General features: G+C 29.0%; 23 protein-coding genes. 2 read left to right on the plus strand and 21 right to left on the minus strand.

Annotated elements, in window-relative coordinates; translation table 11 throughout:
* The first annotated feature begins 83 nt into the window (after positions 1 to 83).
* Positions 84 to 728, plus strand: a complete 645-nt coding sequence (locus tag CLHOM_RS03975) for an accessory gene regulator ArgB-like protein (RefSeq protein ID WP_052220397.1) — start codon at positions 84 to 86, stop codon at positions 726 to 728.
* Between the two features lie 21 nt (positions 729 to 749).
* Here CLHOM_RS03975 and pelG read toward each other — a convergent pair whose 3' ends face one another.
* The 16 genes from pelG to CLHOM_RS04055 all read right to left on the minus strand — a co-directional run bounded on the left by pelG (position 750) and on the right by CLHOM_RS04055 (position 18,817).
* On the minus strand, positions 750 to 2,255 hold the full coding sequence (pelG, locus tag CLHOM_RS03980) for an exopolysaccharide Pel transporter PelG (protein WP_052220398.1): 1,506 nt from the start codon (positions 2,253 to 2,255) through the stop codon (positions 750 to 752).
* The gene (gene pelF, locus CLHOM_RS03985) at positions 2,218 to 3,666 is read right to left on the minus strand and encodes a GT4 family glycosyltransferase PelF (RefSeq protein WP_052220399.1); all 1,449 of its coding nucleotides are present in this window, start codon (positions 3,664 to 3,666) and stop codon (positions 2,218 to 2,220) included. Before pelF ends, pelG begins: the two co-directional genes overlap by 38 nt.
* On the minus strand, positions 3,666 to 4,673 hold the full coding sequence (locus CLHOM_RS03990; RefSeq protein WP_052220400.1) for a tetratricopeptide repeat protein: 1,008 nt from the start codon (positions 4,671 to 4,673) through the stop codon (positions 3,666 to 3,668). The genes pelF and CLHOM_RS03990 overlap by 1 nt, the downstream gene beginning before the upstream one ends.
* Position 4,674: 1 nt before the next feature.
* Positions 4,675 to 5,883 (minus strand): GAF domain-containing protein, encoded by a 1,209-nt coding sequence (locus tag CLHOM_RS03995; RefSeq protein WP_052220401.1) that lies wholly within the window; start codon positions 5,881 to 5,883, stop codon positions 4,675 to 4,677.
* A 36-nt stretch (positions 5,884 to 5,919) separates the two neighbouring features.
* Positions 5,920 to 6,600 carry a DUF4956 domain-containing protein gene (locus tag CLHOM_RS04000; RefSeq protein WP_052220402.1) on the minus strand — a complete coding sequence of 227 codons (681 nt, stop codon included), beginning with the start codon at positions 6,598 to 6,600 and terminating at the stop codon, positions 5,920 to 5,922.
* Positions 6,601 to 6,616: 16 nt separating this feature from the next.
* Positions 6,617 to 7,324 carry a polyphosphate polymerase domain-containing protein gene (locus tag CLHOM_RS04005; RefSeq protein WP_052220403.1) on the minus strand — a complete coding sequence of 236 codons (708 nt, stop codon included), beginning with the start codon at positions 7,322 to 7,324 and terminating at the stop codon, positions 6,617 to 6,619.
* Between the two features lie 30 nt (positions 7,325 to 7,354).
* The gene (locus CLHOM_RS04010) at positions 7,355 to 9,010 is read right to left on the minus strand and encodes a CotH kinase family protein (protein WP_052220404.1); all 1,656 of its coding nucleotides are present in this window, start codon (positions 9,008 to 9,010) and stop codon (positions 7,355 to 7,357) included.
* Positions 9,011 to 9,021: 11 nt separating this feature from the next.
* Entirely contained in the window at positions 9,022 to 9,858 is an 837-nt protein-coding gene (locus CLHOM_RS04015) for a putative glycoside hydrolase (protein WP_052220405.1), read from the minus strand.
* Between the two features lie 10 nt (positions 9,859 to 9,868).
* Positions 9,869 to 10,804 carry an NAD-dependent epimerase/dehydratase family protein gene (locus tag CLHOM_RS04020; RefSeq protein WP_052220406.1) on the minus strand — a complete coding sequence of 312 codons (936 nt, stop codon included), beginning with the start codon at positions 10,802 to 10,804 and terminating at the stop codon, positions 9,869 to 9,871.
* Between the two features lie 194 nt (positions 10,805 to 10,998).
* A complete protein-coding gene (locus CLHOM_RS04025; protein WP_052220407.1) occupies positions 10,999 to 11,463 on the minus strand; it encodes a hypothetical protein in 465 nt (154 codons plus the stop codon).
* Positions 11,464 to 11,567: 104 nt separating this feature from the next.
* Positions 11,568 to 12,113, minus strand: a complete 546-nt coding sequence (locus CLHOM_RS04030; protein ID WP_052220408.1) for a hypothetical protein — start codon at positions 12,111 to 12,113, stop codon at positions 11,568 to 11,570.
* 198 nt (positions 12,114 to 12,311) lie between these two features.
* Positions 12,312 to 13,454, minus strand: a complete 1,143-nt coding sequence (locus CLHOM_RS04035) for a response regulator (RefSeq protein WP_052220409.1) — start codon at positions 13,452 to 13,454, stop codon at positions 12,312 to 12,314.
* A 46-nt stretch (positions 13,455 to 13,500) separates the two neighbouring features.
* Positions 13,501 to 16,581 (minus strand): ATP-binding protein, encoded by a 3,081-nt coding sequence (locus CLHOM_RS04040; RefSeq protein ID WP_052220410.1) that lies wholly within the window; start codon positions 16,579 to 16,581, stop codon positions 13,501 to 13,503.
* A 23-nt stretch (positions 16,582 to 16,604) separates the two neighbouring features.
* Entirely contained in the window at positions 16,605 to 17,882 is a 1,278-nt protein-coding gene (locus tag CLHOM_RS04045) for an MFS transporter (protein ID WP_052220411.1), read from the minus strand.
* A 37-nt stretch (positions 17,883 to 17,919) separates the two neighbouring features.
* The gene (locus tag CLHOM_RS04050) at positions 17,920 to 18,099 is read right to left on the minus strand and encodes a hypothetical protein (protein ID WP_052220412.1); all 180 of its coding nucleotides are present in this window, start codon (positions 18,097 to 18,099) and stop codon (positions 17,920 to 17,922) included.
* Positions 18,100 to 18,202: 103 nt separating this feature from the next.
* A complete protein-coding gene (locus tag CLHOM_RS04055) occupies positions 18,203 to 18,817 on the minus strand; it encodes a coiled-coil domain-containing protein (protein WP_052220413.1) in 615 nt (204 codons plus the stop codon).
* Positions 18,818 to 18,989: 172 nt separating this feature from the next.
* Here CLHOM_RS04055 and folE point away from each other — a divergent pair, with 172 nt between their 5' ends.
* Positions 18,990 to 19,577, plus strand: coding sequence for a GTP cyclohydrolase I FolE (gene folE, locus CLHOM_RS04060; RefSeq protein WP_052220414.1), 588 nt, complete (start codon positions 18,990 to 18,992; stop codon positions 19,575 to 19,577).
* A gap of 51 nt (positions 19,578 to 19,628) precedes the next feature.
* Here folE and fdhD read toward each other — a convergent pair whose 3' ends face one another.
* The 5 genes from fdhD to fdhF are packed head-to-tail and all read right to left on the minus strand — an operon-like array spanning position 19,629 to position 24,964.
* Complete coding sequence (gene fdhD, locus CLHOM_RS04065) at positions 19,629 to 20,399, minus strand: formate dehydrogenase accessory sulfurtransferase FdhD (RefSeq protein ID WP_052220415.1); 771 nt, start codon at positions 20,397 to 20,399, stop codon at positions 19,629 to 19,631.
* Entirely contained in the window at positions 20,396 to 21,010 is a 615-nt protein-coding gene (locus CLHOM_RS04070) for a molybdenum cofactor guanylyltransferase (protein ID WP_052220416.1), read from the minus strand. Before CLHOM_RS04070 ends, fdhD begins: the two co-directional genes overlap by 4 nt.
* Positions 21,011 to 21,022: 12 nt before the next feature.
* Complete coding sequence (locus CLHOM_RS04075) at positions 21,023 to 21,874, minus strand: FAD/NAD(P)-binding protein (RefSeq protein WP_052220417.1); 852 nt, start codon at positions 21,872 to 21,874, stop codon at positions 21,023 to 21,025.
* Positions 21,875 to 22,927 (minus strand): 4Fe-4S dicluster domain-containing protein, encoded by a 1,053-nt coding sequence (locus tag CLHOM_RS04080; RefSeq protein ID WP_052220418.1) that lies wholly within the window; start codon positions 22,925 to 22,927, stop codon positions 21,875 to 21,877.
* Positions 22,928 to 24,964, minus strand: a complete 2,037-nt coding sequence (gene fdhF / locus CLHOM_RS04085; RefSeq protein ID WP_052220419.1) for a formate dehydrogenase subunit alpha — start codon at positions 24,962 to 24,964, stop codon at positions 22,928 to 22,930.
* Positions 24,965 to 25,042: the final 78 nt, after the last annotated feature.

The raw sequence follows: 25,042 nt of genomic DNA on the forward strand, positions 1-25,042 counted from the left end.
TATTAATTACTCTAGATTTATTAATACATACACTGGTAGTATGCTTTTCTTTTGGCCAAAATTTAATAAAAGGCGGTTTTAAAATGAGGTTTGTAAATAAGTTATCCTATGCCTGTGCAAATCATTTTATGAATATACTTGAGGAAGATCATAAAAAAAGAGCTATATACTACTTTGCTTTTCAAGTTTTTATAGGAGCACTAGTAAAGGGTATTGTATTAGTTTCCTTGGGCATTGCTCTAAATATGCTGCTTCAACTTGGTTTAATTGTTATAATCTTTTGTTCTTTAAGATTAATTGCAGGAGGATACCATATGGACACATACGGGAAATGTCTTTTTGTATCTATGATGTTGTATGTCTCTGCAGGAATCATTGCTAAATATACATATAGTTATTGGAGTGTACAAGCCTTGGCAATATTAATAGTCTTTACACTAGTCTATGCACTTTATTGCATAATAAAATATGCTCCTAAGGATACACCGAATAAACCTATTACTGATCCTGAAGATATTAAAAAATTTAAATTGCTATCACTAATATATATATCAATATGGACTATATTTGTAATTTTATTACTAGTTTACAATAATGTCATGTTTGTATTATGCATTAGCTTTGGAGTTTTACTTGAGATGTTTACCCTTACACCTTTAGGACATAAATTTTTTGATTGGGTTAAGGGAAGTTTAACTAAAGATAAAAAAAGAATTTGTAGAAATTGATATACACTCAGTATATAAAGCTTATTGCCATATAGTAAGCTTTTCTTTTTTGTTATCTTTTCTATACTTTTTTATTTCAGTTCTATTATTTAAAAAGTTGGCAACTCTAACAAAAACACCCCTTTCTTCTTCAACAAACAGTGGCTGAATAGCAAAAGTTCTATATTTTATTCCATTAAGTAATCTAACAATATTTATTATGGCAAATATAAGTGTTATAAAAGCTCCAAGGGTAAATCCATATCCAAAATATTTTAAGCCTTTATTAGCAAAATAATAGGTCAATACAATATTTGAAATAAAGAATAAAATTGAAACAAGCAAAGCCCTTATCCTTGATTCGAAATACAGTAATGTTAATATAATAATTAAAATCATAACATTAAATAATGCCCCAAAGGCGCAAACATTAAAAATATCTCTTATCAGTATATTTAAATTCAAATATTTAAATATTGATGTTGATAACATTACCATAGATATTGAGATTAAGCTTTGTATCTGAAAAGTATACAAAAGTTTTCTATAAAGCACTTCCTTTAATTCTTCACTGGCCGAAGTAATCTTCTGATAATTTCCATAGTTATTTACTAATCCATAATATTTCTTATAGCTATCATAGAATTCTGTTTCAATAGATACCAAAAATAATACTGACGTTGGAATAGTTGTAAGATAAGCTAAAAAAACAGCATTGTCATAAATGGGAGCATAGAGATAAGTTTTATAAACCTCTACACCTATAGTGCTTAACCACATTAATACATCATCTGCCCATAACCCTAAGGTATAGAATAATCCAATCCAAAATAAACTTGGAAATCTATTTAAATACCTTAGAAAATCATATTGCAGATTGTTACCATAATAAAATGTAGATAAAAAATCGTAAATGAGAACTATATAAGTAATGCTTAAGCCAATTAAATAGGAAAATAAGATATTTGAAGTATAGGATAACTCAGCAAACTTTATTGGAAAGTTCATTAAGTATATGGCTAGAGCTATAGATATTATACCTCCATAAATATAAGCTTTTGCGATTAACTCATAATTTTTAACTGCACTTAAATAAGTCATTATTACCCAAATCATTGATAAAACAACAAATAAATATACTGCCATAATTTTATAAGCTAAAGGTAGAGGCTTAAAAATATAAAATAATACAGCTATAAAAAAGGATGGAAAAAAAACAACCTTATTTAGCCCTATAAATGATGGGCGTATATATTTATACTCCTTCATGTAAAGCCTATCTGATATATATCGTGTTATAATCATCTGCCAAGGCGATGTTATTATCTGAGAAAATATAAAGCTATACACAATAGTACCTAGAAAAACATCCTTCTCTTGCGGATTATATTGGGACAATTCTACAATGAACAAAATGCTATTAACAGTAATAACAGCAGCTATCCACGGTCCAGCAGCAACTATTGCTGAATATAAATAGGCCTTTCCTTTACTTGAAAAACTTTCTTCTCTAAATAATTTTTTTAGAGTAAATCCAATTCCTGCCATAGTTGAACTCTAACTCCTTATAAATACTAGCATAACTATTAATAAATTTCTCCATGCTATATTTTCTTTCCACTCTTCTTCTTCCGTTATATCCCATATTTTCTTTCATCACATTATCTTTAAGTAATTTAATAATCTGTTCTGCAGTTTCTTTAGGAGAAACTAAGCTTGTAACAATTCCACACGACCCTTCATTTTCATCTGCTTCTAAAAGTTCCCTGCAGGATCCTACATCAGTGGAAACAGTAGGAATTTCACTTGCCATGCCTTCCAAAATTACTAATGGTTGTCCTTCTGATATTGATGTAAGTACTAAAACATCAATTATTTTTAAATATTCCTTTACATCCACTCTACCTGTAAAAATTACGCTTTCTTCTAGAGAAAGAATCTTTATTAATTCTGCACATTGATTATAGTAATCTTTGTCTTCATCCATTGGCCCAATAAGATATAGCTTTGATGTTTTTACTATATCTTTTACTATTTTAAAGGCTCTAATCATTGTCATAACATCTTTTATAGGAACTATTCTCAATATTGCTCCCACATTATATCCTTTGTGCGCTTTTTTCACTATATTGTATCTTTCTAAATCAACTCCATTAGGAATTACTATAGTTTTTTCTATTTCTGCACCTAGCTGAACTTGAATATTTCTATTTCTCTCAAATAATGAAACTATCTTATCCGCATTCTTGTATGCTGCCCTAGAAATAAAGTAGAAAAAATCAATCCAAAGCTGCTTGTATACTCCCGTAACCCATTTTGCCTTCAGAATTTCCTCTTCTCGTTCCCTTGCATATATTCCATGCTCAGTAAGCAGAAAAGGGTTCCCGGTCAGTTCCCGCATATAAACACCTAAAATGCCCGCGTATCCTGTAGATACAGCATGATAAATATCCGCCTCTATGATATTTCCTTGAAACAAATTAATAAACGGAAGCATCATGGTTCTAATCGTCCAAAAGAACGTATTAAAAATTTCATCTGCAAATCTTTCATTATACATTTTCAATACAGTGTCCCAAAAAAAAGTGCTTTGCAGAAAATCTATGCTATTGCCCGCCTTAGCTTTGTTTCTTAATAGTTTTATTACTTGACTCCAGTCACACTCTTTATCCATTGATAAAAACTTCTCTAAATTTTCAGCCTCATCAGTATTAAAATTTAATTTCTTATTAATACTCTTGTGATTCAACTTAAGATAATCATCCAAGTATATAGTTTTTATTTCTATAAGATTACTTGGTAACCTATACCGATATTCTAAATTTTCTTTAAATGAAGGCATCAATGATAAGATCTTGAAATGTACTTCTGGCATACCTTGTATAAGCTGATGAATCCAGGCTGAAACTCCTCCAGTTATATATGGATATGATCCTTCTGCTATTATACATATTACCATTATTCTCCCTCTCTTCTAGTCCAATACTCTATAAGGTTTGTATATCTATTAGGAATTTCTTCAGTATTTATTGGGATATTGTCGATTAAATCTTGTAATTTAAAAAATTCTTTTCTTTCATAAGCGATTCTGAGCTTATTTAAATTAGCTTCAAGACTAGTAGGCCAAGTCTCCAATACTTTTTCATTTATTTCTTCAGCTCGAGTAAAATTTTTACTACGCAAATATGCCTTCACTAGCTCATCTATAATTTCTGGTGTTTCTTTTTTTGCTTCACAAATTTTGTTTAACACCTCAATATACTCACTATTAAAAGCCTCTAAAACCTTTCCAGTTAACAACTCTGAATCTATATATTCTTTATAAACTATAGCCATCTTAAATAATAGATTTATTTCCCTGGTAGTATTATAATCTCGCCTTAATTGATTAATAGCTTCTGACAACTCATTTTCAAGCATATTTAACATAACAGCAGAATAATGTTGTACTTCTATATCCTTATCATTTAAACCTATTTTTAGAAATTTTAGCTTATTGCTGCTTTTATCTGAATTAAAGTTTAGTATTAGCTGTTTTTTCGTTTCTACATCCATAAGTTTCATTTGGTCTAAAAGACTTATAGTTTTTACTTCTTTCTCATAATCAATAGAGAGTCTTTTACTCATGAGTTCTTCATAATTTATGTATCTTTCGTAGTCATCTAGGATCATACTGTCTCTTAAGAAATAATCAAGTGAAAAATAAATGATAGATACTATAATTCCTCCTAATCCAAACATAAAAAGAAATATATAATTGGGAACCCCTTCGTATTCTTTTAAGTATGTATTGGTTAAAACTTTAAAAAATGCATACAAAAAAATATGAATTCCTAGACTAGCAAACTGATATTTAGGATAAATAAGTATCAAAATCAATAGTATTAAATCTATTATTGATAATAAACTAATTGAAAATATGGCAAAAGAAGTGCTTATTTGTGATTTATTTTTTACTCTATTCATTTTATAATTTTCCTAGATTTAATTTATTTTTTATTCTTTCTTCCACTAAATAGGTTGCATTTTGAGATGTAGCTGGTAGTAAAATATAGACTTCTTTTGCTTCTTCACTATAGCTAATTATGTCAACAGATCTTAAAACCCCTGCTATATTTTTATTAATTTCTTGAACATTCATATTTTCAACACCATATTTAAGAATACTATATTCCATGCCAAACTCACTTCTTCTTCTCTCTTCTGATTTTATTCTTTCCGTAAAATACCCATATTTCATTATTTTAGTACCTTCAATATATTTTGAATCACTTAGCTCATCCACTAAAATAGCCTGATTTAATGCTTTATTAACCCATTCAATAATTAGTTTAAATAATTGATAAGCATACTCGGACAAATTGTCAAAATCCATACTATCTACATTAACAACTGCAATTGTTTGATTTTCCTTTATCAACGGCGCAGACATTAATGGAAATTCTTTTTCCTTTATATCTACCCATTTTAAAACCTTCTGATTTATTATTACATTAGAGAAACCTATTGAATCTTTTACAAGCATAGACCTGTTCCTTGCTTCTTCCCCCAAATTAATCTTTAATCTCATATAACCACTTTTTTCATCATAGGTATATATAGAAACGCTTTTGGCTTTTAAAAATTTTGATAAAATACCTATTGTTTCAGTGAATATTTCCTCTAAATTAAAGGTTTCTAATCTTGAAGCAATTTCATATAGATAGAGTATACTTTCTTCAGAATTTATTATTTGTTTTTTTAATTCTTCAAGAGCCTTTTGAGATAAGTTATAGGATTTTTCAAGGCTTCTATAATTTTTGCTCATAATTAATTTTTCGTTAATCATCTTTTGAATATTGGCTTTATAACTATCTCTAAAGTTCCCTAATATAGCTGCAGAAAAGAAAAATAATAATAAATATTTATAATTTCGAAAGTAAATAAATAAAAGAGAAATGTCTTTATTTATATTTAAAAATACTTTTAGATAAAATCCTGAGCATATTGCGGCAGTTAATAATCCTAGCTTGTTTCCGTATATCAGACCTATTATTATGCAAAGTATAAATAAAGGATGAGGATTTAAATATAAATACTCCTCTTGATTGGGGTTTATTTGGTAAAATATAAAATAAACTATTATGTTTACTATAAATGTTTCAATACCACATAATATAGTGTTCTTAAATTTCATTATTGTAACCTCATGTTTTAAATATGATATTTATTTCTATTCTGAAAAACTTCCATTGTAACTAATTAAGGAAGTATCAATTACTCCATTTATTTCTGATATATCTTCTAAGAAAGAAGTATCTTCTCCTATAACTTTAAACTCAAGAGTAAGTTCAGTTATTCCTCTGTTTATTGTTTTAGATTTAATTTTATAATCTAATTTCCCTAGATTACTAAATAAGTTGTCCTTAGCTGCACTTTCATAGTGTATTATCAATAAAAATCTGTTATTAGTATTTTTATATTTCATTAATAATACTGTAATTCCACCAATAAAAAGAGAGGTTACTGCAGCAATGGTGTAAAGCTTTGCTCCAGTAGTAATTCCTAAGGCTATTGCCCAGAACATGAAAACAATATCCATCGGATCTTTAACTGCCGTTCTAAACCTAACTATACTTAGCGCTCCAACCATTCCCAAAGAAAGAACTATATTTGAGCTTATTGTCATAATTATCATAGAAGTAATTATTGCCATAAGCACCAAAGATACATTATAGGTATGATTGTATATAACACCACTATAAGTTTTTTTATAAATATAAAATATAAACATTGCTATCACAAAAGTAATTAAAATACCAATTAATATGCTATATAAATCTACAGTTCCAAATAAACCTGATTTTAGTAAACTTTTTTTAATAATGTCTTGAAAGCTTAAAGCGTTGTCCATTGTATTTTCTCCTTTTCTAGAACCTATTTTCTATATAATTTCTGCACAACACATATTTTGAAATAGCTAGTCTATTTGCAGCATAAACTTCTAATATGCTTCTAATATGACTAGGAAGAAAGTTGTTATATTTCACCTCAAGAATAACTTCATTTTTTTTATATACCTTATACCCTAGAAGCTTATTATCAAAAATATTTTTTTTTGCCTTAGTAGCAGTTAAATCTATATCAAAGGTTACTCTTATTTGATTAAAGGGTAATATATAAGCTTCTCTAAAATAATCTACTATTACCTTTGGTCTAAGAAGCTTATTTTTTATTTCTATATAGTAATCTTGTCTTACTTTGTCATGTCCATTTAATAAAAAGTCTACATCTGTATCGTATATTTTCCCATATTCTTCTATACTAATGCTAGTGGATTTCTTTTTTATATAATCATGATTTTTTATTTTTTCCTCAAGCTTTATAGCGCTGCTGGAAAAATTATATATTCTTATTCTATATTTTTTTCTTTTAAGTATACCCATGTTTTTTTCTACTAAAGCTGTATCATAAATATCATCGAAATATAAACTGCGAACATGGTAACCTCTTTCTCCTTGGCTATTTTCATCCTTTTTCATAAATATTTTTAATATATTTCTTAGCTGTAAATAACTTTCATATCCTATTAAATATTTATTTTCATGCCTAAATCCTTTACTATTTATATTAGTCACTTAAGTAAACAGCCTCCTGTAAAATATTCTTTAGTTTACATAAAATTGTTGTACTCCAAAATAATATGACTCTGTTGCTTTAACCTTATATATATCAAAGGGTTGTTGTATATTACCTTTAGAATCTTTTATTGTCAGCCTCCAAAAATACTTTCCTGGTTGTAAATCCTTTACTATATGCTGAATATCTCTAATACCATCTTTATGATATATTATATTTTCAAAGTCTGGAGTCTTACTAATGTCTAAAATGTATTCAACATAATCCTTATTAAAATCATAGGCTTCATTCCATGTAAATACGTTGTAGCTTCCATAATCTAGTACTTTCCCCATGAAAATAGGCATTGGCTTTTCTAAGCTTTCATAATATCTCTTTATATTTGAATCAATTAAAGCAGGCATATCATCTATTTCTTTAATTATTTTATTGAGCTCTGAAGCTTTTTCTATCTTATCAGGCTCCCGATTTAAATATTCCAATACTATTGGTTTATACATATTTACAAATTCTTTTGTCTTTTCTTTTGTAAAAATCTTTTTTAATTCTTCTATCTTATTAGTAAGCTGTTTAATATTGTCTTTATTTTGGAGAAATCTTTTATGAAGAACTACTCCCCAATAATTTGTCATTCCTTGCTGCCATTCTCCTCTGCTATATCTGTAACCTCCCCAACCTTTATCATAATCCCAGGGTATAAAATACCATTTGTCACTATCCTTAGGACTATAAAGGCAAAAGTTCCGGCTTGCTGTATCAATATTATCAAGCAGTATATTAATAGCCATCCAAGTTATATAGTTTTCTCTATCAAAATACTTATCTATAACTTCATTTATATTAATAAGAGGATTATTCACTGCATCTAGCATACTAATTAGCTTTTGATGTTGTTCTTCTCCTTTTACTTCTAATATCTCCTCAAATTTTACCTCATTATAATCTGGATCATCTACGGTTTTAATATTATCTTCATATCTATAAAACTCAAAATTCTCTGCTTTATATAAAGCCCCTTTTGAGTCTAGTCCATGATTTTTAAGAAAATTTTTATCTAAATTTTCTATTTGAGTGAATAATCCAAAGTCTTTATATTCTTCATTATAATTTTCTTCACTAAAATCCTTAATAAATAAATGTACAAAATTTGTTCTGAGACTAATTACTTGAGGAACTAACTTAAAATATTCAAAACTCATTTTATTTCTCATTTTTGTTTTATCAAAGGGGTGCTTATTAAGATTAATAACTTCATTCCCATACCAAAGCCCACCTTCTTTCATAAGCTTAATCTTAAAGGACTTTTGCTCAGCAATTCTTGCAGACTGCCCCCTTTGAGTTATGGTTCCATTAGCTGTTGTCAAGCCATAACCAAAACAATCTGGATTTAATTGACCATTTTTTCTCTCCTGCACTATTACATCTAATTCTATGTCTTCTTCATCTGCATAGCCATTGCTTTCATTTAAATCTTTAAAAGTATATTGCTTAACGTTTTTCTTTTTTGTAGGAACTACAGTAACATAGAGTTCTTTTACTTCATTTATGGAATCCTGTTCATAAGCTTTTTCATTGTCTTCTAGGGGTTTATTAGAATTAGTGCTTTTCAAAAATTTTCCTGAAGAACAGGAACTTAAAACTACTATCAAACTGCACAATAATAAGCATAATAACTTCTTGTACACTCTTTTCCTCCTTATTGCCACTTATTAAAAGAACCGCCATTTTCAAGTTTAAAATATTTCCATCCCAGCTTTTCAGACAGCTTTTGGTTCTCTAATTGATTTTGAAATGAAACAGTAAAGATAGAAATATCTTTTTTCTTTTCTAATCTTATTAACTGGTTTCTGATTATTTCATCATTAGAACTTTGTAATTTAAAATTTTCCCACAATACTCCATCAACATATTTACTGCTTAAATCTAATAAATTGCCAAAGCCCCTATTTTGAATTATATATATGTTTGGAAATTTATCTTTTACTTCTTTTAAGAGTTCTTCATAACCCTTAAGCAAATTTATATAAACTTCCTCGTCTTTTTCATAGTAATTTACCCAATCTACTGTATCAAGAAATACTCCATCAAAACCTTTAGAAATAATCCTTTCCTCAAGTGTACTAATCAGTACCTTTCTAAAATATTCTTGTCCTATATTTCCTAGATAATTATTGTATTTCTCATTAAATACCTTTTTCCCATTTACTTTTAAGAAATTATCTGTATCCATCTTTTTTAATATTTCTTTATCCCAATTTCCTACTTCTAATACTGATAAATATCCTATTAATATAGTCGAATTTTCTCTTTTTATTTTATCCACATCTTCTTTTTGAAAATGAGCAGCTTCAGCAATTATCAATTCATATTTTGTCATATCTTCTAATATGGAATCGTTTATAGAACCATAGTAAATTTTAAAGCTTCTTACTTTATTTAATTCATTATAATTTTTTATAAACTTATAATAGCTTATTACAGAAATTATTATCAATAGAAAAGCAATTATTAAATTAGCATTTTTTATATTCAATTTCTACCTCCTAAGCATTTAGCTCAGTATACTTTCTTCTTAAATAGTAAGATATAGTTTTTTCTATGCCAATATTTAAAGGATACTTACTATTCCATCCCAAATTTACATTTGCTAAAGAAACATTAAAATAGCTTTCTTTTATATCACCTTTTCTCTCTTCCATATAAATAGGAGTTATTTCTGTGTTCATACTTACTTTTATGATTTCATAAAGCTCATTAATACTAGTGCTTTTTCCAGTTCCAATATTTAAAATAGTTTTGCTTCCTTTATTTATTGCCGAAATATTAGCATTTACTACATCATCTACATAAATAAAATCTCTATTTTGATTTCCATCTCCATAAATATGAGGTATTTCTGCATTTAAAACTTTATTAATAAATATTGCTATTACTCCGCCTTCTCCATTGTAATTCTGTCTTGTTCCATATACATTTGCATATCTTAAAATTGAATAATCTAACTCATATGCATTAGAATACATTTGAATATAGTTCTCAGATGTAAGCTTTGAATACCCATAAAATGATATGGGTTTAGTAATATGTTTTTCATCTAACCCTAAATATTGAGGAATTCCATAAACAGCTGCACTTGAGGCAAAAATAATTTTTCTAACCCTATATTTTCTACAAGCTTCTAAAATATTTATTGTTCCAAGTACATTAGTCATAGCATCTTCATAAGGATTTATAAAAGATTTCCCAACATCCACTTGAGCGGCTAAATGGAATACTACACTTGGATTTTCTTTTTCAACCACTTTAAATAAATTTTTGTCTAATATATCTAAATTATAAAATATACAATTATTATTTAAGTTTTCTTTTTTGCCACTAGAAAGATTATCTACAATTATTACTTCATGTTTCAACTGTACTAGCTTATCTACTAAATTAGATCCTATAAAGCCAGCTCCACCTGTCACTAATATTTTCATAGAAATTCCTCCAATAAATAGAAATTATTGTTTCATATTGAATGTGTAAACATTTGCCTTTATTTATTTTAATATATAGTTCTCTCAAAATTCTCACAAAAAATTTGGATATACTCTAAATAAAAAAGTGCATTAATTCCTACATACTTTATATGGGAACTAATACACTTTAATTTCATACTTATATTTTTCAACTATCTACATTGAACAGAGGTATAATTTGCAATTACTTTAGCCCTTACAGTTAATGGAGAACATATATCATCAGCTGGAAGTACAAAAGTAAATAGTTTCTCTACATCTGTACAATTGTTTCTACAACATTTTGAATCACAATCATTCTTATTTTCTAGCTGAGATCCTTTTAAAAGTAGATGATTATTATTGTCTACAATAAAAGTTCTGGTTTTGTAAGCTAATATATTGTTCATATTATCAAAGATTACACAAGCAACAGATATTTCTTTTCCTATACAACAATTTCTTAAATTTACTTTTACTCTTAGAAGTCTTGATAAATTATTATTAATATCTAAGCTACACCTAGTAGTTTTGCAAAGTTCACAGACTCTAAAATTTATTTCACAGCAATTATTTACAAAATCATTTTTTTCACTAAAGAAGTTTTTTTCTTCTATATCCATATTTAAGTTATTCATTTTTTGCACCTCCATATATTATCCATATTTATTAATAATTATATGGATAATATATTATAATAGCTGATAAATGATTTTGTGATAGAATTATGGTAATCAGAGAATTAATTATCTAAGTTCATATCATAATCAATTATTATATCTACGCCTTTATTGTTATTCAAGTCTATATTCTCTAAATTACTGTTTGTTTGTATATTACTATTTGTATGAGAATCTAATTCATTAATTAATGGCGCTAAAAAAATCCAATTTTCTAAAACTATATTTTTTGAATTAGTTAATTTATATTTTAATTTTGTAACAGCAGCATAAACTTGATTTACTTTAAAATTTTCAATAGGATATTGAATTTCTCCAATAAATGGGAACTTATAATTTACTTTTTTTACATCATTATTGAAAGTATTCTGGATATAAGTAATTGAAATTTTTTCATCTCCTATTATGGAAACATTATTTTTATTTTTAAAACCATTATTAATGTCTAGTACAATATCAATGCTTAATATTTTTCTTAGATTTATTAATTTTTCATTGCAATCTATAATATTTTTTTTATATAAAGTTGTATTTGGAATATTTTTAAACTTTTTTGGTATATTCAGAGGATTAGTAATTCCATTTAAACTAACATCGTATTCTTCCATTGCCACCCAGCTCCTTTATTAGTATGAATATTTTATTATATGCTATAAGTAAATTAAGTGGTAATGTGTTCAGTCATATGTAAACTTTTATTAATATAACTCGTTGTGCTAGTTAATCACTAACAAGATTTGCAAATAGAAAAACTCTAGCATTTTATAAATTAGTTTCATCTACTCCAATAATATAGCTTAATTATATCATAAGATTTTTCCTCTTTTCTCCAAAGATAATATGCACTCTTTGTGTAGTTTCTTTGTACTCTCTTTAATATCTATATTTAGTTCTCTCTTTAAAATATTTCTTAATTGCTCATAATGGTTTACTAATTTTAATCTATCTCCCATATAGTAGTACACCTTTTGTAAAAGCTCGTGGGCTTCTTCATCAAAAGGATTTATCTGTAGAAGTCTCTTTAATTGTTCTTCAGCTTTATTGTAATTTTTTTGTTCCATATAATATGGATAGGCAGTTTTTATTAAATCTGAAAAGGAGTTTCTTAATTTTTCCTGCCAATCCAGCCCCCAGATATAATCTTTATCTCCATAGAGATTGCCCTTGTATAGAGTTATCATTTTCTCATATTTTTCTATATTCTCATCATTAATTTTTACTATATTATCTACAAAATTTTCGTACTCGAATGCATCACAATAAAAATCATTTAAATTTATCTTATAGCCCTTTGCTTCATATTGTATTACATGGTTTATACCAAATTTTTTTAGAGTACTTTTTAATCTATAAATTGTATTATGAAGGTTATGTTCTGCGCTGTTAGGATCCTTTGAACTCCATAGAGTTTCACATAGATTCCATTTATTTATTATCTCTCCTTTATGATAAATAAGAAATGAAAATAATTCTTCTGTCTTTGCAGTAGGCCATTTTATTTCTAAGTTTTTAGAACCTTCATAAAGCTTTAGGTTTCCTAGGCAATAAACTTTATATTTTTTTTCTTTCTTTTTATTTGCTGCTTTTACATTTTTCTTTAAAAGCCTAGCAACCGTAAAATTAATCTCATCTTCAGTAATCGGTTTTAGAATATAATTTATTGCACTTACTTTAAAGGCTTCCACTGCATACTTTTCATAAGCAGTTACAAAAATAACTTCTATATTTTCATTATACTTTGTAATTTCTCGTGCTAGTTCTATTCCATTCATTCCCGGCATTTCCACATCTAAAAAAACAACCTGTGGTTTTAGCTTAGAAATATTCGATAATGCCTCTTTGGAACTTGTAAATTCTCCTATTACATTTAAATATTCATTTTTAGAAATAAGTATTTTCATCAAATCTAAAATAGGTTTCTCATCTTCCACCACAACTGCATTAAACATTTTATTCCCCCAATTCATCTATATATTAATCAGTTAATTTTTATAATCATATAGACATAGGCAATAGTATTTCAACAATAGTTCCCTGATTTTCTATGCTTTCTATATTTATTGAAGCTTCATTATATTTTAAAATTCTCTTTTGAATATTCGAAAACCCTACGCCGCTTTTCTTTTTCTTATTGTTTTTTAACATGATAATCTTTTCTTCACTTATTCCTACTCCGGTATCTTTAACCCGAATTCTAATCTTATCTCTTTCTTGCACAACTGATAAAAATACTGTCCCTCCAGCTTCCTTTTTACAAATTCCATGTCGTATGGCGTTTTCTACTAAAGGTTGAATTGTAAGAGGTGGAATATTTGAAGATAAAAGCTTTGAATCAATATGATACTCTATTTGAATCCTATCGCCAAATCGTACTTTCTCAATTTCCACATATACCTTAGTGAGTTCTATTTCTTTTTCAAGAGATACCAGCATAGTTGTATTATCAATATTAAAGGTCAATCTTAAATACTTACTAAAATCAGAAAGTAATTTAGCTGCACTTTCACTATCGGTATAGCATAAAGAAATTATAGTGCTTATTACATTGTAGAGAAAATGCGGCTTAATTTGTGCTTGTAAAAAAGCCATTTCATTCTTTAAAGCATCTTCAAAAGATTTTTTCATCATTATCAAAGTTTTTACTCTTGATTGCATAATTTTTGAATCGAATGGCTTTGAAATAAAATCATTTGCCCCTGCCTCAAAACCTAACAATATATCCTTTGGTGAACTTCTAACAGTTGAAATTAATATAGGTAAATCTATTAAAGAATACTCTTCTCTAATCTTTCTACATACATCAATACCAGACATTCCTGGCATCATAACATCTAAAATAACTAGATCAATTCTACTACTATTTATTTTGGTTAAAGCTTCTTCTCCTGAAAAAGCAGACAAAATATCATAGCCTTCTCTTAAAAATATATTAAGCATAACATGAATATTCGATATTTCATCATCAACTACAAGAATTGTATATCTATTGCCTCTTATTATTTCTAATCTATCTTTCTCCCCATTTAATAAATTATTAGAAGCTTCTTTTAAAATTATTTTATCACTTATTTTTGAATTACTTTCTTTCATTAAGCATGGAAGAGAGAAAGTAAATTTTGAACCTATCCCAACCTCTGACCATTCTAAAAAAAGCTTTCCTCCCATACGCTGAATAAGTTGTCTACTTATATATAGCCCAAGTCCAAGAGATGAATGATCAGAATCAAATATTTCTTCCCCTTTTTCATAGGCATCAAAAATTATTTCATGCTTATCCTTTGGTATTCCTGAACCAGTATCCTCCACCGAAATAAGTACCATATCCCCGTCTATTTTACTTTTTATTCGAATAGTTCCATTATGAGTATGCTTTATAGCATTACTGATTAAGTTATACAAAACTTGTCTAATTCTGTTTTCATCAGCTACTACTAAAATGTCAGGAGATAAATCGTTAATAAATCTTATATTTTTACCCTTGATTATAAAGTTAAAAACTTCAAATACCACTTCAGTACAAACTTTTATATCCACTGAAGTTAATTCTAGTTTTAATTCATTATTTTTTATTCTTGTAATATCAAGTAAATCATTTACTAAATTTGATAAACTTAATGCCATGTTTTTAATTAAGTTTATATTTTTGTTTTCCTCATCCTTTGAGTTAAGAGACTTTTCTTCAAGTAAAGATTCTGATATATTGATAATTCCATGTAGAGGTGTTTTAATTTCGTGAGAGGTTTTAGCAATAAATTCATCCTTTAATTTATCTATATTTATAAGCTTTTCTGACATTGCTTCCATTTTTAAATAGGCTACTGAATATCTATAAGCTAGTAAAATTGCTATGAACATAATTAATCCAAAATAGGAGATATTTTGTATTAAACTTGATTTAACATAGCCATTACTATATAAGATTATATTTATTGTTACTATTATAATACAGATAATTGCAGCTAAGAGTAATCTGAACCCATTTTTACCAAGTTGTCCAAATTCATTTTTAACATAAGCCTTTGTAACTCTATAATAAATCAGTAATAAAATAAAGCCATTTAAAATCCAGAATATATTATTCATATAACTTACTATTGAGTAAGGCAGAATAATTATTATAGTTTGGTACGCTATAGAAATATATTTTACTATACTCAATAAGTTTTTAGGTACTAAACTTACTTCTAGTGCTTTAAGAAATAAGAGTATTGGAAGTAATCCTAAAACTGCACTACTAGATTGAATTTTGTATGCAACTTCAAATGATAAATTAGGGAACAACTGCATTAATATCTTTTCTCCGCTAAAAAAAACTAATATTGATACGGTTAAAAGATATATGCCAAAGTATAAAAAACTAACATCCTTCATTCTAGTATAATAAATTCCCAAATGATATACTGCGAAGAATAATGCAATTAAGGCTCCTGAAATATCCATAGCACTAGACATATTTGTCAAAAAAAATATGTCCTTTTGTAATCCAAAATAAATATCTTGTATTATCCCACTATCAGGATAAACATAATTTGCAACCTGAATAATTAAATCAACCTCATTACCCTGAACATTAAAGAACGCAGTATATGGTGTGTTACCTGACTTATAATATTTAGAATCACTAGAAGGATTACCACTTTCACCTATTAATAAATTATCTGCATAGATTTTATTTGACATCCTTATGTTCTTTGTCTTTATTCCGAAAATATCTTTTACATGATTCATTTTTATAACTAACCTATATGTAGCAAATCCTTGCTTTGGAAATATATCTCCTTCTGAATCTACTTTCCATTTAGAAGGTACTTTAATATAGCCAGTTAAATTGGGTTTATTTTTTGATGTTTCTTCAAAATCCTTAGGAGTTAACAATTGCCCCCAATATATTTCCCATTCTCCTTTTAAGCTCAGATCCCCATTAGTATAGAAATCCCAACTAGTAAGATCTAAAACCCCATTTTTAGCAATGGGGTTATTTGTTTTTGGAGAGTATACAAAAAATATAATCCCAATAAATAAAGTTATTAGTATTATAATAATTACTTTTAAGAATTTCCTTAATATTTTATTCATTAAAAATCTTCCTTACCTTTATTTTAAATACTTTTAAGCTTTTTTCTCTTTAATAGTCTCCACAGTGTTAATGCTGCTCCACTTAAGCATATGATAGAAGTAGTAATGTATACATATTTCATACCATATACAAATACATCTTCTCTACCTTTAATAAAGTTATCCACCGGATATCCAGTTTTATAGCTCATTCTATTATAAAGAAGAGTAGTAGACAAAGATATACCTGTAACAATACCCAGGTTTCTAACCAAAGCATTTATACTACCTGCTATACCTAACCTATCTTTAGGTACAGAGGACATTATTAATGAATTATTTGGAGATTGAAATAATCCATTGCCTGTAGACATTATTAAGACAAAAATTGTAAAGGTCAAAAGACTTGAATATTCATTCAAGCTGGACATAAAAAATAATCCTAAACTTATAAATATCAATCCTAAAAATGTAAGAATTTCTGATCCAATTTTATCTGATAAATAACCGCTTATTGGAGCGATAATAGATAAAATAATAGGATATATCATCATAAACAAACCTGTTTTAGATGGAGATAGGTTAAGAACCTTCTGCAAATAAAAAGGCTGTATTATATTAGGACTGCTTATTGCTATAAAGGATATGAATCCACAGAAAATGCTAAGTGAAAACAGTGTATTTTTAAAAATAGAAAACTGCAAAAAAGTTTCCTTTAAATTAAACTTTTTATTAGTATTAATGCTTCTCTTTGGAAGTATCCTTGTACCCATAATAAATGTAAATAATCCAATGGGAATGTTAATTAGAAAAATAAAGTTCCAGCTTAAAGTGGATACTATGAATCCCCCTAAAGGAGGTCCAACCATAGTTCCTAATGCAACAAAGGTTCCTGTAATGCCCAATGCTCTTCCTCTTTCATTTCCTGGGAATACCTGAGTGATTATGCCCTGGTTTGTTGCCATTGCAGCAGCAGCTCCAAGTCCCTGAAGCATTCTTGAAATTACTAGAAACTGCAGTGAATTTGAAATTCCACACAATAAGGAACCTATAGTAAAGGTTAAAATCCCAAACTTAAATACATTAGTCTTTCCTATTATATCTCCTAGTGTTCCAAATATAAGAATTGTAGAAGAAATTACTATCAAATAAATAGTAACTACCCATTGTATAGAACCCATGGTAACCTGAAGCTTATTTGACATTACTGGTAATGCAACATTTATAATGCTGCTGTCAAGGCATGCCATGAATGTCATCATTACTACATTAAATAATATTTTCCATCTATTTCTATATATGTTTTCCTGTGTATTTTCCATTTTCGTCCAATCCTTTTCTTATGTATTTTATTATCTTCTATGATATTGGAAATAAGATTCTTGCAATATAAATTATGAACGGATTGCTGCTAAAAACCAGAGTTATCAAAGGTACTCCTATATTGCTGCAGTTATAAAACATAAGAGAATTAGCAAAAGCATTCTTAAAGCCTTCATCGTATCTACGAGCTTTTGATAAGAATAGAAATACTCTCATTAATCTACGTCCCTCCTTAGTTAAAGTAATCAAATTATATTTTTAAATATATCCTATCATAAAACCCTTGAAAACTTTAGTGTTTTCAAGGGTTTTAGCTTTACTAACCTTTGTTAGTTAGTACATCTTTTATACTTTGGATATATGTATAAGCTTCTTTACCTTTATTAATATCTCGTGAAAGTTCTTTTATAGCTATATCATGTAAGGAATAGTTTTTATCTATAACCTCCATAATCTTTTCCCCTTGTTTTTCAATTGCACGGACAAGATTTTCATGTCCTTCTGCAAGAAGCTTAATATCAGAATGTGCTTTTTCAAGAAGTATTGTATTATTATCTACCTTGGTTTCCAAATTATCTATTCTTGTATCTAGGTTATCTACCTTGGTTTCCAAATTATCTATTCTTGTATGTAGGTTATCTACCTTGGTTTCCAAATTATCTATTCTTGTATGTAGGTTATCTACCTTGGTTTCCAAGTTATCTATTCTTGTATCTAGGTTATCTACCTTGGTTTCCAAGTTATCTATTCTTGTATCTAGGTTATCTACCTTGGTTTCCAAGTTATCTATTCTTGTATCTAAGTTATCTACCTTGGTTTCCAAGTTATCTATTCTTGTATCTAAGTTATCTATTTTTTTATTTACTTGTGTAAAACCATTTTGCATTTCAACATACATTTTTTCCATCAGTTGAAATATTTTATTTTCTTCCATCGTCGTTCTCCTTTTGTTATAGTGTTATATATAATTATAAACTCTACTTAAATAAAAAACAACAAATATACCTCCTAGTTTCTGTATGAAAAAAAATTTATTTGTATTATAATTTGTATTATAATGATATTTACAGTAAATTGTTTCATGTACAAAAGAGAGGAGTTTAATTATGGCAATTGATATAAAAGCAATTGAGGAACATATCAAAGGTATTTTAGTTGCATTAGGCGATAACCCTGATAGAGAAGGTCTAATAGAAACTCCTAATCGTGTAGCTAAAATGTATGAAGAAATCTTCAAGGGAATGTGTTATACTAACGATGAAATTGCAGAAATGTTTAATAAAACCTTTGAAGAGGATTTATCAGTTGGAGAAAATCCTCAAGATATGGTTTTAATGAAAGATATAGAGATATTCAGCTATTGTGAACACCACTTAGCATTAATGTATAATATGAAAGTGGCTGTAGCTTATATTCCTAATAAAAAAATTATTGGCTTAAGTAAAATTGCAAGAATAGCAGATATGGTAGGAAGAAGGCTTCAGCTTCAAGAAAGAATAGGTACTGATATAGCTGAAATAATGCAGAAAATAACTGGATCAGAAGATGTAGCTGTAATTATTGAAGGTGAACATGGCTGCATGACAACTCGCGGTATCGAAAAGCCTGGTGCTAGAACATCAACAACTACTTTAAGAGGGAAATTTAATAGTGACCCAGTTTTAAATAATAAATTAATGATGCTATATAAATAAGTGTATTTATAAACGCTTTAAAAAGTCACATGCAAAATTGCATATGACTTTTTAAAGTATTCTATGTTCTCCACAATAGATGTTCATTCTATTTCCCCGTGCAAAACCAATCATGGTAATGTTGCAAGATTTTGCAATATCTAACGCCATATCTGTAGGAGCTGAATGAGAAACTATAATTGGAATTCCAATTTTTGCAGCTTTTACAGCTATATCAGAAGAAATTCTTCCCGTGGTCATCAAAAGCTTTTCCTTTAAATCTAATTTATCCATAATAGACTTTCCAATAACCTTGTCCAAAGCATTATGTCTTCCTATATCCTCTGAAAAGTATATTATTCCAGTATTATCACATATAGAGCAGCTATGTGCACCACCAGTTTCTTTAAAAAGCTGTGATTTATTATTGAATTCCTTCATCATTGACAAAATTTCATTTACTGAGTATTTAGTATTGCCTTCAACTGGCTTTAGGTTGAATTCCTCAAAAATACTCAAATCTATGCTGCCTTTTCCACAGCCAGAAGTAAAAGCTTTTCTTTTTTCAAAATCTTTTTCTAAATCTTTTTTTAAAATTACACATATATTATTCTCAATTAGTTCTTCTATGCTTACCACTTCTTCCATAGAAGAAATTATTTCTTCAGCAAATAGGAAGCCAATTGTAAGTTCAGTTATCTCATTAGGTGTACACATAAGTGAGAAATAAAAGTTTCTATTTACAAAAATATTTAATATTTTTTCAACTATTATTTCATCTGTTACCTTTTGTTCTGCAGCAGCATTTATTTTTTTTATATTTACTATCTTTGTGCTTTTCATGATTTCTTCCTATCCTCCAAAAATATTTCGCTAAGTAAACTAAGGTCTTCTTTATAATTTAAGTTTGTGAAAATCTCCAAGTTACTACTGAACTTCCTCACTTCACTCTCATCAATATAATGTACCTTGCTGCTTTTTATCACTGGAAGAAGCTTATAATTTTGTATATTTATTTGTTTTTCAATTCTTTCTATCATACTTTTGCTGTAGAAAGCATAAAGAGGTTCAATATAATCTGATTTGTAAGATACAACCCCTTCCACATCTTCTATTTGGATTATATCTTCCATATAGTTAATAAAATTTATATTTACTACAGGCATATCGCACGCAGTAATAAAAACATATTCTGAAGAGGCATACTTTAAAGCAGAATAAATTGCCCCAATAGGTCCTAGATTTGGTATTATATCTTTAAAAACCTTATACTTCATGTGTTTAAACTTATCATCGTCATTTGATAAAAGAATTACTTCATCAAAAACTTCCTCAAGTTTTTCTCCAATAACCTCTATCAAAAATTTTCCCTTGATTTTCAGCTTACACTTATCAAAACCCATTCTACTGCTTTTACCACCGCATAGGATTACTGCTGTTCCAAACTTTTTCAAAATATCTACTCCTTAGAACTCTGGAGGAAGTTCCAGCATTTCCTCATAATTAAATACAGGACCATCTATACACATGTATTTGCTTCCTACCTTGCAGTGTCCACATTTACCTATTCCGCATCTCATGTGGGTTTCTAAAGATGTATAAATATCAGTTGCCTTCATTCCAAGCTTCATTAGATCCTTTGATACAGCCTTTATTCTCCTTGGAGATGCACAAACTATGGCAGAGGTATTCTCCCAATCTAATCCTAAATCTGGCAATAAATCATTTATATACCCAACATGAGCCTTAACCTTTGTAGTTGGATTACTAAGAGCGTATAAAACTTTAACATTCTCCTCTTTACTCCATGAAATTAGATCATTTTTATATAATAAATCTTCATAGCTTAAGGCACTTCCTATTATAACAACCCTGCCAAAGTCTTTCCTATTTTCAAAAATCTGCACTATCATTGTTCTAACTGGTGCAAGACCAACTCCACTTCCTACAATTATCACATCTCTATTCTTAAATTTCTCATAGGGAAAGCCCTTACCAAAGGGACCTCTTAACCCAACTCTATCTCCAATTTTCATATTGTGTATTGCATTAGTTACTTTACCAGTTCTTTTAATTGAAAATTGAAATCTATCCTTTAAGCTAGGTGAATAAGGTATAGATATAGCAATCTCTCCAACTCCAAAGACAGTTATTTCGTAGAACTGTCCATTTGGCTTAGCTTTATCGTGAAGTGATTTATCTTCATACTGCATGATAAAGGTTTTTATATTCCTTGTTTCTTCAATTACATCCTTAATAATGGCAACCTGAGGAAGATAAATATTTACACAGCTCTCCCCGTGATTATGCATATCCATTTACTCACCCCCATTACTTTCTAAAGCTGATTTACTATCTGACAACTTGTTAATTATTTCTACCACATTTATTGCTGCCGGACATACATTTATGCATCTTCCACAGCCGTTACAGCCCTTCATGTTGAACTTATCCTCAATATATTTAAATTTATCGTAAATTCTATATCTTACTCTTGCTTCACTGCTTCTAGGATTGTGTTTTTGAGCATTTCTTGTAAAGGAATCACTTTGACAGGAGTCCCAATACCTTACTCTGCAGCCACAATTGTCCCCTATACTTTCTTCAACTACATTAAAGCAGGTGCAGGTAGGGCATAAACTTGTGCACCCTGTACATGTTATACAGTCCTTTGAAAGCCCTTTCCATATAGGACTATTAAAGCTTTCTTCAAGTACTTTACTAATATTATCTGTATTAATTTTAGTCTTAAATTTATTTTTACTACTTTTCTCCACAATCTCTTTTTCATGAAGTAGCTCTTCCTTGATTTCAGTAAATAATTCTTTTACGCAGTGTATTAGTTCCCTGCCCTTTTCTGTTCCTATTTCTACTAAATATGCATCTTTTAATGGAGTAAATAAAAGATCGTATCCGCTACTTGCAAAAGGTCCAGTACCCATAGAGCTGCAAAAACAGTTTTCTCCAGGCTCAGTGCAATTAACAGCAGCAATTAAAGCTGAATTTCTTGCTCTAGCATAAAATTCATCTCTGTAACCCTTTAGGAAAAACTTATCTGTATATTTAATTCCATGAACCTCACAGGGTCTTACTCCAAAAAATATCCTTTTACTTTTATTAGTATCTATATTTATTGGAGTTTCAATACTTATGCTTCCATTCTTATTTCCCCAGTTAAAAAGAATTTCCCTTTGCTTAAATAGATGTTCCTTTACAGGGAAGGCGAAATTTACATAATCCATTGTAAATTTTTCCTCTTCATAAGGAAGAAGCATAACTTGTCCTTCTTCTACCTGAGGTGCGTAAACTTCTGACTCCTTTGACCATTTTCTAAATAAGTCATTTAAATTATCCTTATCAATTATAAACATCTATTTCACCCCCTCTAGCTTTACAGCACAAACTTTGAACTCTGGAATTTGAACTACAGGGTCATGTTGATCTCCTATTAGCTTATTTACAGCTGCTTCAGCGAAGTGAAATGGAATAAATACCACTCCTGGAGTAATTTTATCAGTTATACTAATCTCAATTGTTATATCCCCTGTTTTAGAGCTAACCTTTACCTTACCTCCATCTCTAAGCTTTAGCTTTTCAGCATCTTCAGGATTAATTTCCATAAATCCTCCTGGGTATTCTCTATCTAATGCCCAAGATCTTCTTGTCATTGTTCCTGTGTGATAATGGTACTGAATACGTCCTGTAGTTAAAATAAATGGATATTCCTCGCTAGGCTGCTGTGAGGATTGTTCATATTCATTTACTGTAAACTTTCCAAGACCTCTCGTAAATTTATCCTTATGCAAAAATTTTGTTCCAGGATGATTTATATCTGGGCAAGGCCATTGAAGCCCTTCTTTTTCAATTCTCTCATAAGTTATACCACCATAGCTTGGAACTAAGCTTCTTATTTCTTCCATTATATCAGATGGTGATGAATAATTTGCTTCATACCCTAAGGCTTTAATTAATTCACATAGTATTTCCCAATCTGCTTTGCTATTTCCTATAGGTTCTAGTGCTTTTCTTACTCTTTGAACTAGTCTCTCTGTATTTGTAAAAGTTCCATCCTTTTCAATAAAACTAGCTCCAGGAAGAACTACATGAGCAAGCTTTGCAGTTTCAGACATAAAGATATCTTGAACTACAAGAAGCTCCAGTTTTTCAAGAGCCTTCTTGGCATGATTAAGATTAGGGTCTGACAGCATTGGATTTTCAGCCATAACAAACATTGTTTTTATGTCTCCATTGAATGCTCCATCCATCATTTCCACAAGACTCTTTCCAATTTCACTAGCAAAGCCCTCCCCCCAATATTTTGCAAACTTTTCTCTTACAGAGGGATTATTTAAAGCTTGATATCCTGGTAAAACATCTGGTAGAGCCCCCATATCACAGGAACCTTGTACATTATTCTGCCCTCTTAATGGATTTACACCTGAGGATTCCTTTCCAATTTGACCTGCTAATAGTGCAAGATTAGCAATAGCTCCCACATTTCTAGTACCTGTTATATGCTGTGTTATTCCCATGGCATAAAAAATTGATGCAGTTTTTGCCTTTGCATAAAGCCTAGCAATCTCTCTTATTGTATCTTCAGAGACTCCAGCAATAGGTGCTACCACTTCTGGTGTATATTTTTCCACAGAGGACTTAAATTCTTCAAAGCCCTCAGTATGATTTTTTATAAATTCTTCATTCATTAAATTTTCATTGATTATTACATTTAGAACTCCATTTATAAATGCTAAGTTGCTCCCTGGACTAATAGGGGCATAAATAGTTGAATATTCAGTCAACGGAATTTTTCTTGGATCAGCAACAATAAGTTTTGCCCCATTTTTTTTAACGGCATTTATTATTCTCATTCCAATTAGAGGATGTTGTTCTGTAGTATTTGACCCTATTACAAAAATGACCTCTGAATCCTCAATCTCATTTATTGAATTTGTCATAGCTCCACTTCCAAAAGCCTTTACAAGACCAGCTACTGTAGGGCTATGACAAAGGCGCGCACAATGATCTATATTATTTGTACCTAGTATTGCCCTTGCTAGCTTTACAATGAGATAATTTTCTTCATTTGTACATCTTGCTGAAGACAATATACTTATAGCATCAGAGCCATATTTTTCAATAATTTCTTTAAGCTTAGAACTTATATAGTCCATAGCTGCTTCCCAAGTTACCTCGTAAAATTCTCCATCTTCTTTTCTTATCAAAGGCTGCTTTAATCTGTCTCTATGATGAACAAAGCTATATCCCTGCCATCCCTTCACACAGAGTTTTCCCTGACTTACACTATGATTATTTTTAGGGGTAACACCTACTATTTCATCGTTTTCGACATTTAAATAAAAATTACATCCACATCCACAATATCCACAAGTAGTAAGTACTTTTCTCATCTTATCCCCTCCTATTATATCTATTCTACCTAAAGGAGATGGTAAAGTGAATATGCAGATGTCCTAAAAATATGATTT

Source organism: Clostridium homopropionicum DSM 5847 (assembly GCF_001263795.1).
GTDB lineage: Bacteria > Bacillota > Clostridia > Clostridiales > Clostridiaceae > Clostridium_H > Clostridium_H homopropionicum.